Annotated in this window: 17 protein-coding genes; 3 read left to right on the top strand and 14 right to left on the bottom strand. The window is 63.5% G+C overall.

What is annotated here, in order from left to right; translation table 11 throughout:
• The first annotated feature begins 52 nt into the window (after nt 1-52).
• Complete coding sequence (locus ACKWRH_RS15950; protein ID WP_445221337.1) at nt 53-1,987, top strand: ATP-binding protein; 1,935 nt, start codon at nt 53-55, stop codon at nt 1,985-1,987.
• Nucleotides 1,988-1,998: 11 nt separating this feature from the next.
• Here ACKWRH_RS15950 and ACKWRH_RS15945 read toward each other — a convergent pair whose 3' ends face one another.
• Nucleotides 1,999-4,290 carry an FdhF/YdeP family oxidoreductase gene (locus ACKWRH_RS15945; protein ID WP_445221336.1) on the bottom strand — a complete coding sequence of 764 codons (2,292 nt, stop codon included), beginning with the start codon at nt 4,288-4,290 and terminating at the stop codon, nt 1,999-2,001.
• A 248-nt stretch (nt 4,291-4,538) separates the two neighbouring features.
• Here ACKWRH_RS15945 and ACKWRH_RS15940 point away from each other — a divergent pair, with 248 nt between their 5' ends.
• A complete protein-coding gene (locus tag ACKWRH_RS15940; protein ID WP_445221335.1) occupies nt 4,539-5,786 on the top strand; it encodes an oxalate decarboxylase family bicupin in 1,248 nt (415 codons plus the stop codon).
• A gap of 95 nt (nt 5,787-5,881) precedes the next feature.
• On the opposite strand, the gene cydB is transcribed toward ACKWRH_RS15940, so the two are convergent.
• The 13 genes from cydB to ACKWRH_RS15875 all read right to left on the bottom strand — a co-directional run bounded on the left by cydB (nt 5,882) and on the right by ACKWRH_RS15875 (nt 17,483).
• Complete coding sequence (cydB, locus tag ACKWRH_RS15935; protein ID WP_445221334.1) at nt 5,882-6,868, bottom strand: cytochrome d ubiquinol oxidase subunit II; 987 nt, start codon at nt 6,866-6,868, stop codon at nt 5,882-5,884.
• Between the two features lie 2 nt (nt 6,869-6,870).
• Nucleotides 6,871-8,280 carry a cytochrome ubiquinol oxidase subunit I gene (locus ACKWRH_RS15930; RefSeq protein ID WP_445221333.1) on the bottom strand — a complete coding sequence of 470 codons (1,410 nt, stop codon included), beginning with the start codon at nt 8,278-8,280 and terminating at the stop codon, nt 6,871-6,873.
• A 19-nt stretch (nt 8,281-8,299) separates the two neighbouring features.
• Nucleotides 8,300-9,838 carry a malate dehydrogenase (quinone) gene (mqo, locus tag ACKWRH_RS15925; protein ID WP_445221332.1) on the bottom strand — a complete coding sequence of 513 codons (1,539 nt, stop codon included), beginning with the start codon at nt 9,836-9,838 and terminating at the stop codon, nt 8,300-8,302.
• Nucleotides 9,839-9,880: 42 nt separating this feature from the next.
• On the bottom strand, nt 9,881-10,285 hold the full coding sequence (locus tag ACKWRH_RS15920; RefSeq protein ID WP_445221331.1) for a hypothetical protein: 405 nt from the start codon (nt 10,283-10,285) through the stop codon (nt 9,881-9,883).
• Nucleotides 10,282-10,695 (bottom strand): hypothetical protein, encoded by a 414-nt coding sequence (locus ACKWRH_RS15915; protein WP_445221330.1) that lies wholly within the window; start codon nt 10,693-10,695, stop codon nt 10,282-10,284. Before ACKWRH_RS15915 ends, ACKWRH_RS15920 begins: the two co-directional genes overlap by 4 nt.
• A 27-nt stretch (nt 10,696-10,722) precedes the next feature.
• Entirely contained in the window at nt 10,723-12,159 is a 1,437-nt protein-coding gene (gene fumC / locus ACKWRH_RS15910; protein WP_445221329.1) for a class II fumarate hydratase, read from the bottom strand.
• Nucleotides 12,160-12,322: 163 nt separating this feature from the next.
• Nucleotides 12,323-12,988: a YoaK family protein gene (locus tag ACKWRH_RS15905; RefSeq protein WP_445221328.1), complete on the bottom strand. Its 666-nt coding sequence runs from the start codon at nt 12,986-12,988 to the stop codon at nt 12,323-12,325.
• Between the two features lie 18 nt (nt 12,989-13,006).
• Nucleotides 13,007-13,843 (bottom strand): formate dehydrogenase accessory sulfurtransferase FdhD, encoded by an 837-nt coding sequence (fdhD, locus tag ACKWRH_RS15900; protein WP_445221327.1) that lies wholly within the window; start codon nt 13,841-13,843, stop codon nt 13,007-13,009.
• Between the two features lie 3 nt (nt 13,844-13,846).
• The gene (locus ACKWRH_RS15895; protein WP_445221326.1) at nt 13,847-14,446 is read right to left on the bottom strand and encodes an HdeD family acid-resistance protein; all 600 of its coding nucleotides are present in this window, start codon (nt 14,444-14,446) and stop codon (nt 13,847-13,849) included.
• A gap of 138 nt (nt 14,447-14,584) precedes the next feature.
• Nucleotides 14,585-15,208 (bottom strand): histidine kinase dimerization/phosphoacceptor domain -containing protein, encoded by a 624-nt coding sequence (locus ACKWRH_RS15890; RefSeq protein ID WP_445221325.1) that lies wholly within the window; start codon nt 15,206-15,208, stop codon nt 14,585-14,587.
• Nucleotides 15,209-15,246: 38 nt separating this feature from the next.
• Nucleotides 15,247-15,747, bottom strand: a complete 501-nt coding sequence (locus tag ACKWRH_RS15885) for a Dps family protein (RefSeq protein WP_028153529.1) — start codon at nt 15,745-15,747, stop codon at nt 15,247-15,249.
• A gap of 123 nt (nt 15,748-15,870) precedes the next feature.
• Entirely contained in the window at nt 15,871-16,434 is a 564-nt protein-coding gene (locus ACKWRH_RS15880) for a cytochrome b (protein WP_445221324.1), read from the bottom strand.
• Complete coding sequence (locus ACKWRH_RS15875) at nt 16,431-17,483, bottom strand: catalase family peroxidase (protein WP_445221323.1); 1,053 nt, start codon at nt 17,481-17,483, stop codon at nt 16,431-16,433. Before ACKWRH_RS15875 ends, ACKWRH_RS15880 begins: the two co-directional genes overlap by 4 nt.
• 358 nt (nt 17,484-17,841) lie before the next feature.
• Here ACKWRH_RS15875 and ACKWRH_RS15870 point away from each other — a divergent pair, with 358 nt between their 5' ends.
• Nucleotides 17,842-18,735: an SDR family NAD(P)-dependent oxidoreductase gene (locus ACKWRH_RS15870; protein WP_445221322.1), complete on the top strand. Its 894-nt coding sequence runs from the start codon at nt 17,842-17,844 to the stop codon at nt 18,733-18,735.
• The last annotated feature ends 149 nt before the right edge of the window (nt 18,736-18,884 follow it).

Raw genomic sequence — 18,884 nt, 5'->3', positions numbered from 1 at the left:
GGTACATCGCTTGCATCTCGCGTCCGGACATCCGGGCTCGGGAATTGGTCTCATGCCCGGCGAGTATCTCTTGGACCTCTTCAATCTGCTGGCCCAGTCCGGACTCGCTCACGAGGGCAAGGAACCCGCCACGGTCCGGCACACGGGGATGGTCTGTCGCGCATCGTGGCCCGACCATTCGCGGTACGCCCATCCCGCCCTTTGGATCCTGGGAGGCGCCGCGCTCGGCGTGTTGTCATTCACTTGCTTCCTGCTCGGAATCGACCTCACCACCAGCGCCCTCGCCCTGCTGGTCGTGGTTGTCGTATTGTCGCTGCTTGCGATCGCGAGCCTGGTCAGGCGGCAGCACCGGCTCGAGCGAGAGGATGTCTTGCGGCGGCGTCAGGTCGCCTATCTCGCCGAGGCCCAGAAGCTCAGCCACACCGGCAGCTTTGGCTGGAACGTCGCCAGCGGCGAGCTGTTCTGGTCCGAAGAGACGTTCAGGATCTTCGATCTCGAGCCGACCTTGCCGCCGTCGCTCGACACCATCCTGAAGCGTACGCATCCCGACGATCTCAATGCCGTACGCGAGACGCTCGACCGCGCCACGAGCGACGGGAACGACTTTTCCCTGGAACATCGGCTGATCCTGAGCGATGGCTCGATCAGGCACATTCGCGTGGTCGCCCGTGGAACGTCAGAGGATCGCGGACAGTTTCAATTCGTCGGCGCGGTCATGGATATCACCGCTCAGAAGAAGGACCACACCGAGCTGGAGCGGAGCGAGCAGCGCTACCGCCACCTGTTCGGCCGCATGCCGATCGCCCTCCGTCAGCTCGACGCCAGCAGACTGGTGGTGCTGTTCCGAAAACTCCGAGCCGAGGGCATCAAGGATCTCGGCAGCTATTTCGACAGCCATCCCGACTTTCTCCGGACCTGCATGGACGCGCTCTCGTTTCAGGAAGCCAACGAACGGGCCATCCAGATGTTCGGAGGAGGCGTCGACGGCTATGTCGGGCGTTCCATGTCCGACACCTGGAAGGCACGCCCTGATACGTTTCGGCGGGCCATGGAGTCCCGCTTTCGCGGTGAAACGAACTTCGAGGAAGAAACCAAGATGGTGACGTGGGACGGCCGCGTCGTCGACGTTCTCTTCACCACGGCCCGCGTCGGTCCAATCAATGATCTCGAAATAAGCCTGGTCGCCACGATCGACATCTCGCAACGCGTCCGTGCCCAGGAGAGGCTTCGGCAGGTGCAGGCGGAGTTCGCGCATGCGGCGCGCGTCTCGATGCTCGGCGAGCTCACCGCCTCCATCGCGCACGAAGTCAACCAGCCTTTGGCCGCCATCGCGACCAACGCCGCTGCCGGGCTGCGCTGGCTGAACAGGCCCATTCCCGACATGGCCGAGGTCCGCAGCACAATCGAAAATATGGTCACGGATACGAGGCGGGCCGCGAACATCGTGGCGCGCGTTCACGGGATGGCCTCGCGCAAGGCGCCGGAGCGTGCCGTTCTGTCGCTTGACGATGTCATTCGCGAGGCGCTTCTGTTCCTGCGCCACGAGATGGAATCCCGCGGCGTAACGATCCTGCATCGGCCTCATACGGAAGCTGCACTCGTGATCGGCGACCGCACCCAGCTCCAGCAGGTGATCGTCAATCTGGCCATCAACGCCGTGCAGGCGATGGCGCAGGCGGGACGCGACCATGGCAGGATCGTCATCACCACTGCCGCGCAGGACGCGACGACCCTGCGCTGCTCTGTGGAGGACAACGGTCCCGGCATCTCCGACGAACATGCCGGCCGGCTGTTCGAAAGCTTTTTCACGACCAAGGAGTCCGGCATGGGCATGGGACTGCCGATCTGCCGGTCCATCGTCGAAGCGCATGGCGGCCGGATCGACGCCGAAGGCCTTGGCACCGATCGCGGCGCCCGGTTCTGGTTTACGCTGCCGATCGCGACGCCGGCGTCATTGCCGCCATCCGGTCGGGACGCCGACGCCTGACCCGACCTGCTCTATTGCGCCGGAGCGGCCGAGCGCACCAGGCGGATCGGGATGCCCTTGAATGACGGCGTGAAGCTGAGGGGATCGCGGGCATAGAGTGGCACCAGCGGATTGGTTTCCGGATAGTAGGCGGCACAGCAGCCGGTCGGAAACGAATACGCCACCACGCGGAAGTCGCGCACGATCCGCTCGGCGCCATCGGTCGACTCCGTGATCAGGTCGACGCGATCGCCGTCCGCGAGCCCGCGCTTCTTCAGTTCATATTCGTTGAGGAAAACCACGTCGCGCTGGCCAAAGACGCCGCGATAGCGGTCCGACAACGAGTAGAGCGTCGTGTTGTACTGGTCGTGGCTGCGTATCGTGCTGAGCCACAGGAAATCCGGATCGGCCTGCGGCGGGTCCTCGCCGCAGCCCTCAAACACCAGGAAATTGGCCTTGCCGGACGGCGTTGCCCAGATCCGCTCCCGCGCGGTCGAGGTCAGATGGAAGCCGCCGGGAATGCGGATACGGGCATTGTAGCTCTCGAAGATAGGGAAGACGGCCTCGATCGCATCCCGGATGCGATCGTAGTCGCCCACAAAGCCGTCCCAATCGACCACCGTGCGCTCGCCGAGCGTCGCCTTGGCGAGGCCTGCGATGATCGCGACCTCGCTGAGAAGATGCTCGGATGCCGGCTTGTTGCGACCGCCCGAGGCGTGGACCATCGACATCGAATCCTCGACCGTGATCGACTGCGGCCCCGTTTCCTGAATATCGATCTCGGTTCGCCCGAGGCACGGCAGGATCAGGGCGGCGCGGCCATGGATCAGATGGCTGCGGTTGAGCTTCGTGGAGACGTGGACGGTCAGATCGAGCTTACGCAGCGCGGCCTGCGTCGCCTGCCAGTCGGGTATGGCTGCGGCAAAATTGCCGCCCATCGCGAAAAAGACCTTCACTTCGCCGCGGATCATTGCCTCCAATGCCGTCACGACGTTGTGTCCCGGCGCGCTCGGCGGCTTGAAGCCGAAGCGGTGCTCGAGGCGCTCGAGGAAATCCGCCTTGGGGATTTCCGTGATCCCCACGGTTCGGTCACCCTGCACGTTCGAATGACCGCGAACCGGACAAACGCCGGCGCCGTCGCGTCCCACATTGCCGCGCAAGAGCGCAAGGTTGGCGATCTGCTGCACGTTGTGCGCACCACGCTGGTGCTGGGTAATGCCCATGCCGTAGACAAGGATGGCGCGCTCCGCCTTCATATAGGCGCCGGCAGCATATTCCAGGTCCTCGCGCGTCAGGCCGGACTGGCGTTCGATATCGGGCCATGGCGTTCGCTTGAGATCGTCGATCAGCGCTTCGATGCCGGCGGTGTGCCCACGAATGAAATCCCAGTCCAGGATCTCCGGCTGCTCGGCCGCACGGGCGGCCTCGTCCGTTTCGACGAGGATCTTCATGATCCCCTTGAGGACGGCGACGTCGCCACCGACACGCACCTGGAAAAGCTTCGAGCTGATCGTCGTCGACGACAGCGTCATCATCTCCACCGGGCTCTGCGGCGCCTGGAAGCGCTCCAGCGCACGCTCGCGGAACGGGTTGAACGAGATGATCGAGGCGCCTCGGCGGGCCGCGTTGCGCAGGCTGGTCATCATCCGCGGGCTATTGGTGCCCGGATTCTGGCCGAAGATGAAGATGCAATCGGCCTTGTCGAAATCCTCCAGCAGCACGGTGCCCTTGCCGACGCCGAGCGATTCCGGCAGGCCGACACTGGTCGCCTCGTGGCACATGTTCGAACAGTCGGGAAAGTTGTTGGTGCCGTACTCGCGCACGAAGAGCTGATAGAGGAACGCGGCTTCGTTCGAGGTTCGCCCGGACGTATAGAACTCCGCCATGTTCGGATCCGGCAGCGCATTCAGCTCGCGGCCGATCATGGCGAACGCATCGCTCCACTGCACCGGGAGATAGCGGTCGGATGCGGTGTCATAGGCCATCGGATGGGTGAGCCGACCGACCATTTCGAGATCGTAATCGTTCCAGCTCGCGAGCTCCGTGACGGTATGCTCGGCAAAGAATTCGGGCGTGCAGCGCTTCGATGTCGTCTCCCAGGCGATCGCCTTGCCGCCGTTCTCGCAAAACTCGAATGACGAGGTGTGCTTCGGATCCGGCCAGGCGCAGCCGGGGCAATCAAAACCCTCCGGCTGATTCATCCTGCTGAGCGTGGCTGCGCCCTTCAGCGGCGCCCGCTGCACCAGAAGCGCCTCGCTGAGCGCCTTGAGCGCGCCCCAGCCGCCGGCGGGTTCACGGTAGGGACGAACCGATTTCGTGGTCATCTCGATATCTCTCGATGTGGCAATTCTCGGGGCCAGTTAAGGATCGCGCGGGCAGAGCCGTCTTTTCAAAACGAAGCCGAATTTCGCAATTGCACACGTTCGGAGCCCGTCGGCCGGCCGCACCAGCCAGTGCATTCCGACAAAAAGAGCGCGTTCACGGAAGCTGAAACGGCGACCGGAAACTAGGTTTGTCAGTTGGAGCCCCGTCGCTACGGAGGGCTTTCGACATTTTTCAGGAGCGACCCAAGATGTTCTCAAGACGTGATTTGCTGGCCATGTCCGCGGCAGGCGCCGCCATGGTCGGCTCCAGCGCGCAGGCCGCAACTTTCGGCAATCCGGACGAGCCGCCGCAAGGCGCCGTGAACGCCAAGAGCCCCGGAAGCCTGTCCGATCCCGGTCCTCAAGATCCGGAGCTTGCCAAGCACTTCCCCTCAGCCCAAACCCCGCCCCCGACGGACGTCGGCGGCCTGCCGATGGATTGGGCCTCGTTCAACAATGCGCCGAGGCGCATCCAGAATGGCGGCTGGGCCCGTCAGGTCACGGTCGAGGATTTCGCCATCTCGAAGGAGATCTCCGGCGTGAACATGCGGCTGTCCGCCGGCGGCATCCGCGAGCTGCATTGGCACCAGGCTGCCGAATGGGCGATCCTGACCTACGGCTCCTGCCGCGTCACCGTGCTCGACACGCAGGGGCGCCCCTATGTCGGCGACCTCAAAGTCGGCGACCTCTGGTATTTTCCGGCGGGCGCACCGCATTCGCTGCAGGGCCTGGGCCCCGATGGTTGCGAGTTCGTGATCTGTTTCGACGACGGCCACGCCAATGAATTCAACACGCTCCTGGTGACCGACTGGTTCGCCCACACGCCGCCCGAGGTGCTGGCGAAGAACTTCGGTGTTCCGGCCGACGCGTTCGCAAAGATCCCGCTGCACAACCGCTGGATCTTCCAGGGGACCTTGCCCGGCGATCTTGCCGCCGATCGCGCCGCTGTCGCCAAACATGCCGAAGCGCCGCCCTATCCGTTCGTCCATTCGCTCGGCAGTTCGGCCCCGGTGAAGGAGAGCTCCGCCGGCAGCATCCGCGTCGCCGACAGCACCACCTTCAAGGTTGCCACCACCGTCGCTTCGGCGCTGGTGTCGATGCCGCCGGGGGCTGTCAGGGAGATGCACTGGCATCCGAATGCCGACGAGTGGCAGTACTATATCAAGGGCAATGCGCGGATGACGGTATTCGACACCGGCCCCAATGCGCTGACGACGGACTTCGCGGCAGGCGACATCGGCTATGTCCGGCGCAATCTCGGCCACTATGTCGAGAACGTCGGCGACACCGAGCTGCAGTTCGTCGGCGTGTTTCGCGCCCCCCGCTACGAGGAGGTGTCGCTCTCCAACTGGCTGACGCACACGCCACCCAAGCTGGTCGCCCAGCACTTCAACATCGACGAGAAGCTGATCGCGCAATGGCCGGACAACAGCCCCGGCGTCATGCCAAGATCCTGAACCAGGCCCGCAGGAGTTCTGAACGAGAAAGGCGCCGAAACCGGCGCCTTTCTTTTTATGCGTGACAGCTCACGGCAACTTCGAGCGTGCGGCCGTCAGTAGTGATCGGCAGCGGGGGCCGCCTTGCCGCGGAAGACGCGATAGCCGATCGCCACATAGAGCAGCATCAACGGGAATACGAACAGACCGGCGCCCCAGAACATGAATGCAAGACTTGCATGAGGCGCCGCGGCCTCGTCGATCGTGACGACGAACGGAATCATGTAGGGCCAGAACGACAGGGCGAGCGTGGCGAAAGCCGCGACGAAGATCAAGGCGACCGTATGGAACGGCCAATAGTCGTCATGGCGCAGGATGCTCTTGGCCAGCACCGCGGCCGCACCGGCACCGATCACGGGAAACACGAACAGATAGGGCCGGTCGGTCCAGCGCTGCAGAATCGGAAGATGTTCGACAAGTGCATACGCAAAGACGATGACCAGGAAGACCAGGACGCCGATCGCCAGCGGCGGGATCTGACGCCGTGCGACATCCCGAACGGGACCATCGCACTTCCTCACCAGCCAGCAGGCACCGAGCAGCGAATAGCCGAAGCAGAGCCCGATCCCGCACAGGGCGGAAAATGCGGTCAGCCAGCCGAGCGTTCCGCCGGTATAATCGCCGTTGGAGAATTGGAGTCCTTCGACCAGAGCGCCAACCATCGCGCCCTGCATGAAGCTGGCGGCAAACGAGCCCACGACGAAGCTGACGTCCCAGACCCAGCGCGAACTGAGCGCCTTGCCGCGAAACTCGAACGCTACGCCGCGCAGGATCAATCCGAGCAGCATCACGAGAACAGGGATATAGAAGGCCGACATCACCATGGCGTAGACCACGGGAAACGAGCCCCACATGATCACGCCCGTGACGATCAGCCAGGTTTCATTGCCGTCCCAGACCGGAGCGACCGTGCTCAGCATGGCATCCCGTTGCGACTCGCCGCCGGCCACGCTGAACAGCATGCCGACGCCAAGATCGAACCCGTCGAGGAGGAGATAGATCAGAATGCTGATGGCAAGAAGGGCAACCCAGTACATCACCATGGCTATTCTCCCGCCCCGAGATAGCTGCGTGCGGCCGGCACCTGATCGGCGAGCGACATCGGCCGATTGGGCACGGGAACGTGGAGCGGCTTGCCGCCGAGTCCCGCCGGGCCGGCCCGCAGGAGCCGATAGATGTAATACGTCCCGAACGAGAAGATGAAGGCATAGACCGCGACGAACAGGATCAAGGAAGTCATCGCAGCCGACGCGGTCAGGAACGGCGTCACGGCGTCTGCAGTCCGCAACACGCCATAGACCGTCCAAGGCTGGCGCCCCACTTCCGCGGTGTACCAGCCGGTGAGGATCGCGACCCACGGCAACGGGAAGCTGAGGAAGATGCCCCACAGCAGCAGGCGGTTCCGATCGAGCCGATGCTTGAGGCCGAGATAAGTCCCGAGCCAGGCCAGCCCCAGCATCACGAAGCCGCAGCCAACCATGATACGGAAGGCAAAGAACGGTATCAGCACCGGCGGCCGGTCCTGCGGCGCGAAGCTGGTGAGGCCGACCTCCTTCGACGTCAGGCTCATGCTGCCGATGATGCTTCCGAGCACGGGAATCGATATCGCGTATTTGTTCGACTCGGTGCTCGAATCCGGGATCGCGATCAGCACCTCGGAGGCCGGTTGCTCGTCATGCCAGCGCGCCTCGATCGCGGCGAACTTGGCCGGCTGGTAATCGTGGACATAGTCGCCGACGAGATGCCCGATGAAGAGCTGGACCGGCAGCAGCACCGCCGCAAGCGCAAGGCCCATCCGAAGCATGACATGGGCTTCGGGGCGATAGGTCCGCCGCAGCAGATACCACGCGCCGGTTGCCGCCACGCAGAACGCGCCGGTCAGGTAGGACGCGAGCAGCATATGCGGAAACCGGACCCAGACCACGCGATTGAAGATGATCTGCGCCCAGTCATCAGGCACGAACTGGTCGTTCTGCAGGACGTAGCCGGTCGGCACCTGCATCCAGCTGTTGTTGACCATGATCCAGAACGCCGAAAGCGTCGTCCCGAGCGCGACCATCGCGGTGGAGAACAGGTAGAACCAGGGCGGCACCCGGGAGCGACCGAAGATGAGGATGCCGAAAAAACCCGCCTCCAGCATGAAGGCGGTGAACGTCTCGTAGGAGAGCAGCGGGCCCTGGATCGGGCCCGACATCTTCGAGAGCACGCTCCAGTTCGTTCCGAACTGGAACGCCATCACCACGCCCGACACGACGCCCATGCCGAACGCCACGCCGAAGATCTTCAGCCAGAACGCGAACAAGGTCCGGTAGACGGGCTTGCCACTGTACTGGTGCATCGCTTCGAGCACGGTGAGCCAGGCGGCAAGCCCGATCGTGAACGCCGGGAAGATGATGTGGAACGAGATGGTGAAGGCGAATTGCAGCCGCGACAGAAGGAGCGCCGTCGGGTCCATCGGACATTCTCCCGTTCGTTCACGCCCGCTTAGCGGCCGCCGGCGCGCGTGCGGCCGGCTGCGGAATGTTGTCGACCTTGAGGACCGCGGCGGTCGCTGCACGAATCTGGCGACAGAAATCCGCATCGTCGATCAGCGACACGCCATAGGACGGGATGATCTGCTTCAGCTTGGGCAGCCACGCGCTTGCCGTCAGCTCCCCGGCGAAGCACTTCTCCAGCACACTGATGGCAATGAACGCGGCGGTGGAAGCCCCCGGTGAAGCACCGAGCAGGGCGACCAGCGAATCGTCGTCCGCGCCGACCAGCTCGGTCCCGAACTCGAGCAACCCACCACGCTTGACATTGGGCTTGATAATCTGGACCCGCTGGCCCGCGACCTGCAGCCTCCAGTCCTTCGGGTCGGCCTTCGGGAAATATTCGTCGAGCGCCGCGAGCCGGTGTCCCTCGGATTGCAGCACCTGCCCGACCAGGTATTCGGTGAGATCGAAATTGTCGCGCGCCACCGAAAGCAGCGGCTTGACGTTGGCGGGACGAATGGACTCGAAGAGATCCAGCAGCGAGCCGTGCTTGAGGAATTTGCTCGAGAAGCCGGCATAGGGACCGAACAGCAATGAGTGCTGGCCGCCGATCACCCGCGTATCGAGATGCGGCACCGACATCGGCGGCGAACCGACCGCGGCCTTGCCGTAGACCTTGGCATGGTGACGCTTGTTGATCTCGGGATCGTCGCAGCGCAGCCAGATCCCGCTGACCGGGAAACCGCCATAGCCGCGCCCCTCCGGGATACCGGATTTCTCCAGCAGCGGCAGCGCACCGCCGCCCGCACCGATGAAGACGAACTTTGCACGCACCGACCGCGTCTCGCCGCTCGCGGTGTCCCGCACTTCGACACGCCACCGGCCGCCCTGCTCCCGGTCAAGACCGGTGACGCAGCTGTTGTAGTGGACCGCGCAGCCCGGCTGGCTGACCAGATGCTTGACCAGAAGATGCGTCAACGAGCCGTAATCGACGTCGGTGCCGGTGACGATCCGCGTCGCGGCAACGGCCTCGTCGCCACTCCGACCGTCCATCACCAGCGGCGCCCATTCGGCAATCTTCTTGGGATCCTCGGTATGCTCCATCCCCTCATAGCAATGATGGGCAGACATCGCCTTGAACCGCTTCTGGAGAAATTCGACGTTCTCCGCGCCGTGCACGAAGCTCATATGCGGCACCGGATGGATGAATGCCTGCGGATCTGCGATCGCTCCGCGCCCGATCAGGTAGGACCAGAACTGTCGGGACAGATCGAACTCCACGTTGACCTGGAGCGCCTTGGAGATGTCGATGCTGCCGTCGGGCCGCTGCGGGGTGTAGTTCATCTCGCAATTCGCCGCGTGACCGGTTCCGGCGTTGTTCCAGGCGTCGGAGCTTTCCTGCGCGCAATCTCCGAGAGTCTCCAAGATCTGGATCGACAGGGAGGGCTCGAGCTCCTTGAGAAAGACGCCGAGGGTCGCGCTCATGATGCCGGCGCCAATGAGGACGACATCGGTTTCGCGGTCGGAAGCTGCTGACATGGCTATTTCCTTCGTCGGATGTTGCTGCTTTGGATGGCTCGATCAGGCCCGTACCGATTGCCGCGCCTTGGCGCGGAACGGTACGTCCGCTCCCGGCCGCAGGATCACGTAGGCGCGGCGCCAGGACGAATCGTCGGTCAATTTCCAGCTATGCCCCGAGCCGGCAGTGTCTTCGGCCAGCAGGATGTTGCCGGGGTGGAGCAGGAAATGATGGCCGTCACGCGTCTGGAAATCGAGCGTTCCGCTCAGCGTGATCACCAGCTGCCGGATCGGCGCGGTGTGCCAGGCGAACGCGCCGCCCGATTCCGTTTCCTGAAAGGAGATGCTGACGGCATCGATTTTTCCGGTCAGGAAGTCGCCGCGCTGTCCCGGCTCCAGCTCGAGGAAGCCTTCCTCGAAATGTGAGTTGTTGTCCTCTCCGGTCCATAGACGCACACAGCGGATCATCGTGTCTCTCCCTGCATTGTGGTTGCGTCGCCTGTGCGGCGTTGTTCAGACCGGAACGGCACCTCGGCGTCCGGCTCGAGAACCGTGTAGAGGCGGCGCCACGGCGCCGCGTCCGTCATGGTCCAATTGTGGCCCGTCCCGCTGGTATCTTCCGTGAACAGGACATCGCCCGGGCGCAGCGTGAAGCTTCCGTCCGCCGTTTCGAACCGTAGCGTCCCGCTCAAGGACATGACGAGCTGCCGCGCCGCGTCCGAATGCCAGCCGAGTTTCGGATCTGCTGCCGTTTCGTGGAACGAGGCGGCATCTATCCGAAGCTTTGCGCTGAGCGCATCGCCCCTCGCCCCGCGCGCGAGTTCGACGGCGCCTTCCTCGAAGTGCGACTTGCCGTCCGCACCCGTCCAGAGTCTCACGCACCGGATCATTGTCGCCGCCCCTCTTCAGCCGGCCTTCGCACCGATTGCGAGCGGCACCTTGATCTCGGCCACATAGGGCTTGACCATCTTGGCGGGATCCACGATGCGGTCGAACTCCGGCTCGGTCACGAAGCCGAGCTTGAGCGCCGCCGACTTCAGCGTGAGATCGTTGTCCATCGCATAGTGCGCGATCCGCGACGCCTTGTCGTAGCCGATCACGGGCGCCAGCGCCGTCACGAGCATCAGCGATCTCTCAACATTCTCCTTGATCTTCCTGTGGTTCGGCTCGGTGCCCTCGACGAGGAAGGTGCGGAAGTTGGTGCAACCATCGGTCAGGATGGTGACGGACTGCGCGATGTTGTGGATGATCAGCGGCTTGTAAACATTCATTTCCAGATAGCCGCCGGCGCCGCCGAACCCGACGGCGACGTCGTTCGCCATCACCTGCACGGCGATCATCGTCAGCGCTTCGGCCTGTGTCGGATTGACCTTGCCCGGCATGATCGACGAACCCGGCTCGTTCTCGGGGATCACCAATTCGGCAAAGCCCGCGCGCGGGCCGCAGGACATCAGACGGATGTCGTTCGCGATCTTGTAGAGCGACCCCGCGAGCGTGCGGAGCGTCCCGGATAGCTGCACCAGCGCGTCGTGCGCCCCCTGGACGGCAAACTTGTTCGGTGCGCTGACGAAGGGCAGCCCCGTCAGCCGCGCGATTTCCGCGGCGACGGCCTCGGCGAAGCCTGGCGCGGCATTGATGCCGGTGCCGACGGCGGTGCCGCCCAGGGCGAGCCGGAAGACACCCTTGAGCGCGTCGTCGATACGGGCCAGATCGTCGGCGAGCATGCCGGCGTACCCAGACCATTCCTGCCCAAGCGTCAGGGGGGTCGCGTCCTGCATGTGGGTTCGGCCGATCTTGACGACATCGTCCCACTGGCTCGATTTTGCCGCGATTGCATCGTGCAACGCCTCGACCGCCGGAACGAGCCGCCCGGTCACGTTCATCGCGGCTGCGATGTACATGGCCGAGGGGAAGCTGTCGTTCGAGGATTGCGACATATTGACGTGATCGTTCGGGTGAACCGGGTGCTTGCTCCCGAGCGGCGTGCCCGCGAGCTGGCAGCATCGGTTCGAGATCACCTCGTTCACGTTCATGTTGAACTGCGTTCCGCTGCCGGTCATCCAGACGTGAAGCGGAAACATGTCCTGATGCTGGCCGGAGAGGATCTCGTCGCAGACATGCGCGATCAGCTTGTGGAGCTTGCCGTCGAGACGGCCGCCGGCGCAATTGGCGTTCGCGGCCGCCTTCTTCAGGATCGCGTAGGACTGGATCATTTCGCGCGGCATCAGGTCCTTGCCGATGCTGAAATGCTCGAGCGATCGTTGCGTCTGCGCCCCCCAGAGCTTGTCCGCGGCAACATCCACTTCACCCAGGCTGTCCGTCTCTTTGCGAAGGTTGCTCATCCGTGCCTCTTGGCAGTTGACGTCGAAAGGCCATCTCGGCGCTGTTAGAAAGTGTACGCACCGCATGACGCGCACGCTTCCTTGAATGAACGTCCTTTTGTCGAATGGCATGGTCCGCGCTCCGCACCATCAATGAGCGAATTACCGGACTTCGATCGACGGTTCAGCTTCGCAGCTGTGACCGGCAGAGCCAAAGAACACACACCGACGATGCGATCGGCAGGACAAGGCTCCAGGCGTGCAGCCATTTCGTCACGCAGGTCCCGATGGCGGCCCCCGCCAGGAACATCAGGCAGACCAGAAGCATGATTGCGGTGCCGCGCGCCGCATCGCGATCGGGCGCAACTGATTGATCAAGGGCACGGAGCATGTTGCCGGTGACGGTGACGGAGAGATATTTCCAGCGCTCGACCTGCCTGAAGCTTGCCGACTGCAGCGCGGCGCCGAAGGAGATTCCGAGGATCGTGATCATGTCCGGAACCCGATGAAGCAACAGCATCACTGCGACCAGGCAGACGATCTCTCCGGCGAGGCAGAGCAGCGGCGCCTTGAGGCGGATTGCCAGCGATGCGCCGAGCAGAAAGGCGGCAAGCGGAAGAAGGTGATGGGTTGCCTGCCGCCATTGCCCGGACATGGCGTCCATGCCGAGAAAGACGACATTGCCGGTTTGCGAGCTTGCAAACACGCCGCCGAGCGAGAGCCATGTAAAGGCGTCGAGAAAGCCGCCCGTCATGCTCAGAAGAGACGCCACGAGAGCCGATCGCTCCGGAGCATCGTCGACGCTCCCGGTCTCGGCGACCGATTCCGGAGATACGGCTTGCATCGCCATGTGCGCCGGCCCGCGAGGTCAGCAGCCGGCGTGCGTTGCGGCCTCATCCGGCAGCAGAACGCGACGCGGGTGCGTGAATACGCCGTATCCGTCATCGCGCGCGATCGCGAGCAGCGTGATCCCTGCTTCATCCGCGGTCTTGATCGCGAGTGCGGTGGGTGCCGATATGGCCACGATGACCGGTGCGCCGAGCATCGCCGCTTTCTGCACCATCTCGACCGAAACGCGGCTCGTCAGAAGTATCGCGCCATCGGACGCCGATCTTCCCTCGCGTACGATCGCGCCGGCGAGCTTGTCGAGCGCATTGTGCCGGCCGACGTCCTCTCTGACCCGGCCGATGCCGTCCCGCGGATGCCAGAAGGCCGCCGCGTGGACGGCCCGCGTTTGCTGATTCAGGATTTGGTGCGGAGAAAGGGCCTGCATGGCGCCCAGCAGGTCGCGCGCGTGAAAAACGATGCCCCGGCTCTTCACCCGCGCCGGCGCGCGGCGAGCCTGTTCGAGGCTCTCGATACCGCATAGCCCGCAGCCAACGGGGCCGCTGATGGTTCGGCGCCGTGCAGCCAGGGATGCCGCGCGGTCGCCCTCGAGCCACATCCGAACCTCGACGCCGAGATCGTTCGGGATCAGCTCGATGCTGCTGATCTCGCTCGCGCGTTCGACGATGGCCTCGGTGAGGCTGAAGCCGATACCGAAATCCTCCAGATCTCCTGGCGTACCCATCATCACCGCATGGGTCGAGCCGTTATAGGTGAGCGCGATCGCGGTCTCCTCGGCAACCAGCCGCGAGGTCGACTTCGTCTGACCGCCGCGCCAGGCAATCTCCCAATGCCGCGTGAATGTCGAGCCTTTCGCCATGACTCATACCGTCGCCGGCTGGGACGAATGGCGGGACGCACGGCTCTTGAGCGCGATCCCGAATGCGATGAATCCCCATCCCTGGAAGATCAGGTCGACGACCAGCATCACACCAAGCAGCCACAAACCGATGGCGGGCCAGGCCGCAACCAGCATGACACCGACGCAGAAGGTCAGGACGCCTGCGGCCACGATCCAACGCCAGCCCGCAGCCGGCCGCATATGGAACCCGGCCCAGATCCTTATCACCCCGGCTATGACCAGGAAGGCACACACTGCGAGAGACAGCGTGAACGAAGCCAGGATCGGATCGTAGAGTATGATGGCGCCGGCGGCCGCATAGACGATCCCCGCCAGCAGCCAAAGCAGGAATCCCCGCAAGCCGCGCACCGAAAACGCTTGCACGATCTGGAAAATTCCGGCGACCGCCATGGTGGCGCCGATGACCAGTACGGACGCGAGGTTCGCCGCCATCAGATTGGCAGATGCAACACCACCGAGGATCAGTTCGCCGACACCCAACGCAACGAACCAGCCCCATTTTCCGGTGATGGCGTGGATGGCCCATCCGAGCGAGGCCTTCGAATTCGACATGTCCGTCATGGCTTGACCCTTGTTCGCACGACCGATCCGCAGATCATGAATTGGAGCAAGCGTATCGAGATCTGTCCCAGGTCATCTTTCGAGGACGCCGCGATATTATTTGATCCGCACGATACGGATCGTTGCGCGAGGTCGCGACTAGCGCGGGATGGTCACGACGGTCCTGAACCCGTCGGGGCCGCTGCGGATGTCGACGGTCCCGTGCAGACGCGCCGCGAGCGTCTCAACGATGGAGCAGTCCTCTTCCCGGGACCTGTTCTCGTCGGACGAGCCATTGTCCATGACGCTGCACGCAACCGACGTCGCCGTGAGCCATACTTCGAGACGAATGGCGCCCGCTCCGCAGTGGGACGCGTGGCGCACCGCACCGGTGATCAATTCGAAGACGATCATCCCCAGCAGCCAGCAGCGCTCGGAGCTCATCTGCAGCGGATGCAGCAGCAGCGAGAGCGCAATACCCTTGTCTTCGAGGCTCGATCGGCTGATCGACCGGCACAATTGCTGAAGATAAGCCGCCAGATCGACCGTGGTGGTGAACTGCGGCATTTGCAGCGCATGGTGAAGTTGTGCATGACCTTCCAGCCGATCCTGCACGGAAACGAGGGTCGCCCTCGCTTCCGTGCCGTCGCAACGATCGGCCGCCTGCGCCACCAGATCAATGGCCGAGGCAAGTTCGTCGTCGATCCGATGCGCAAGCTCACGCAGCAGCAGGCGCTCCGCCTTGACGCCGCCATCCGGCAGGAGTTCCGAGAGGCTGCTCATCCTTCACCAGCCTCCCGGCCCAACGGCGTGTTTTGCACTTACGAATTCTGGCCGCTTCGGCCGGTCTCATAGAGGAACCAGATGCGCCGCTCCGTCTCGTCGATCCAGTTTTCCAGGACGCTCGCGGTGGCGACATCGCCGTATTCGTCGCAGAGCTCGTGGACCCGGCGCATTTCCCGCGTTAGCTGCTGGTTGTCGCTGCGCAGCTCGGCGAGCATGTCCTGCGGGTCGACATAGTCGGCATCGTTGTCGAGAATGCGCTGCTCGCGCGCGATGTGGCCGATCGAGCGCAGCGTCGTGCCGCCGATCTTGCGTGCGCGTTCGGCGATGTCGTCAGTCATGGCAAAGATCTGGTCGGCCTGCTCGTCGAGCATAAGGTGGTAGTCGCGAAAGTGGCTGCCCGACACGTGCCAGTGGAAGTTCTTGGTCTTCAGGTAGAGCGCAAAAACGTCGGCAAGCAGCGCTCTCAGCGCGGCTGGAACGTCCCGGTTCGCATTCGCTCCGAGATCCGTCGGGCTTTGGAGGTCTGCTTTGGTCATGGTCGGCATCCTTGTTGGAGGTTGGAAACATCTAGCCGCGCGGTGCACGAGGAATCTTTCCAGCGCGAAAGATCCTTTTTGGATCGCACGCCTGCGAGGAGCGCCTGCCTGCGCGCAGCGGGTTCATTTCGCTTGTGTCACCCTGTCCCGCAGCGGCAGAAGCGACATCGAGCCGAATACGCCATCGCGGCGGATCAATGCGTGGAATAGCCCCGCCGCCACATGCAGCAGCACGAGGGCAAAAAACGCGAAACCCAGATAGACGTGGGCATTCCAGAGCAGCGTGTGCATCAGGTCGCTCTGCGGCAGCAGCGCGGGAATTCGGATTCCGCCATACAGGACGACCGGATAGGCCGCAGCCCAGAGCATGCCGAGACCGAGCAACGGCATGACGATCATGAGGCCATACAGGAGCTGATGCGACAATCTTGCTCCAAACTTCATGGGTCTCGAAAGATCGGCCGGCAATGGCGGCGCACCGTAATACAGTCGCAACGCTAGCCTGATCAGAACGAGAACCAGCAGGGTGAAGCCGATCGTCTTGTGGACCAGGATGAGCGGCAGATATTTCGGCGCGACCGTGGAGACCATGCCGACGCCAATGAACAGCATGGCGAGGATGCAGACTGCCATCAGCCAGTGCAGAGCGCGCTGGATCGGGGCAAAACGATGAGGAGCGCTGGTCATGGCTTGGCGGTCTCGGTTCGCGGATAGTCCCTGGCTTCGGCCGCGCGCAGATCGTATGATTTGCGGTAGACCGATGAGCGTGCAGCCGGGAACGGATCGTCCGACACCCGGATTCCCTGCGGCAGGACCGTCGGATCGAAATTGATGTCGCGGCACGGTCCATCGCGTTCCGGCTCGATCCGCTGCACGATCAGCGTTCCGACCTCCACCTTGCGACGGTTCTCCGGCCAGGCCTTGCTCGGGTCCGCGGTCGGATCACCGGGATCGGCGACGGTCATGACCATGGTCCAGCGTTGCGGGCCAGCCGTGCGAACCCGGTCCACGATCTCCTGCTCGAGAAAATCCGGGCCGCGTTTTTCCAGATCGGCTTGCGAGACCGGCACGCCCTTCGCCATCGGCACCAGCGACCATCGCACCGCCCGCTCGCCGCCCTTCGCGTCCGTGAAGATGAAGCTGTTGAGGCCGTTGTAGAAATCCTCCGCATAGCTCGTGGTCCAGGGCGCTGTCTTGGCCCAGGCTGCGAAGGCAGCAAATTCCGGATTTGCCCGGATGAAACTCTTCATCGCCTCCGGATCCTTCTTGCCGGATGCAATCAGCAGCTCGTGAAACGCCTGCGGCGTGGAAACCGCAAAGAACGGCGGGTTGATCATCGCCATGCGCCACTCTTCGCCGTCTGCCGCCGCGATCTGCAGTCCCAGGCCGCGGACGCGCACGGTCGCATCGACCGCGTTCGGATCGGCTGTGCCGAGATTGAAGCGGCCCAGGGCCGGATAGCGCCCCTGCACGAAGACCTTGGCCCGGGAGAGCTCCGTGCCGTTTCCATTCGCCTCGAACGTCCCGGTGAAGCAGATTCCCTTGGCATGATTTCGCCGGTGCCCGAGCGGCGGGCCGCTCGGAGGCGTCAGCGCCGCGATCATCCGTTCCGGCGTCAGACGCCCCGGCGAGAGCCATCCCGCGGTGTATGCGAAGGCAGCCGCGCCGCCGCCGAGCACGGCTGCAATCAGGACGAGGGATCCAAGCCCCGAACGCGGTCGCTTGCCCTGATTCATTCGGTCTCCTTTGCGATGCCCGGACCGCCTGGCGATCGGCTGCGCGCGGCACTCTTTCGAGCGACGCAGCTTCCTTGTAGCGGGCGACCAGGGCCCGATCTTTTCGAACCCACCGCCAATTTCGCGAAGGCACGCCTGAGCTGTCTTCGGCGTTCGCCGGACCCGGATCCGGCTTCGGGCATTCTCGAAATTTTTCGTGCAATTTGACAATCGATCGTGATGCCCGAAAAGACCCACCCTGCGCCCCGCTCTATTTCAGATGCGCTTCGCACGATGGCGGCGGTCGACTCCCGAACGATGGACCGTGTCGCGACGGGGCCGCCAGCGCCGCAGAGGCTGGGTTGCGATTGGGAATCGAATGAGCAAAGTGATCATCGTCACGGGTGCTGCAAACAGCATCGGACGAACCACCTGCCGGCAACTGATGCAGGCAGGCCACACGGTCTACGTTTCAAGCCGGGAAATGAGTGGCCCTATTGCGCAAGGGATCGAGGAGGCTGGATCAAATCCCGGCCAGGCCGGCCCCGATCTCCGCACGATCGAGTTCGACGTCTCTTCGGAATCCTCAGTGACCTCGGCCGTTGAGACCATCGTCGCCGAAAACAGCCGCCTCGACGTGGTCGTGCACAATGCCCGGCAAGTCGTTTACGGCCCCGCAGAAGCCTTCACGCCGGAGCAGCTTGCCGAGCTCTACGATACCAACGTCCTGATCGCACAGCGCCTCAATCGCGCAGCGTTGCCACAATTGCGCAAGCAGGGTCAGGGCTTGCTGATATGGATCACGTCAAGCAGCGCGCGCGGCAGCTCGGTTCCGTTCCTCGGCGCCTGTGCTTCAACGGAAGCCGCCCTGGATTCCCTGGCACTCAGTTACGCCGGCGAGCTCGCACGCTGGGGCGTCGAGACGACCATCATCGTTCCCAGCGCTCTCGGACCCGGCCACTATGTCCGCTCCGGCCGGCCGCAGGATACTGTTCGGGCAGAAGAATACGCGGACGGTCCAACCGCCGATTTGAGTGAAATCGCGCTTGCGGGACTCGCGCAGCTTTCGCCGAAGGATACGGCTCCACAAGATGTCGCAAGCACAGTTGCGAATGTCGTGAACATGCCGTTCGGACAACGTCCGCTGAAAGTTCATTTCGGCCCGGATGATGATGGGGCGGCAGCCGTCGACGCCGTCGCCGACCGCGCTCGCACGGAACTTTTCCTTCGGATCGGCCTGGAGGATATTCTCAAGCCGGTGTTGATCCGATGAGATCAGCCATTGGCGGAGATTTCCCCAATCGACGGTCGTTTCCTGAAAAATCAGGACTCTTCCCGGAGTTCCCTTCCCTCCGGACGAAAGTGATCAGCGACATCCATCGGTGATCCTTTACCGCGATACTGCCGGATGTTACGTTTGCA

It is taken from the genome of Bradyrhizobium sp. Pa8 (assembly GCF_052588265.1).
Note: the sequence above shows the minus strand (reverse complement) of the source record. Positions and strands in the feature narration are given on the sequence as shown.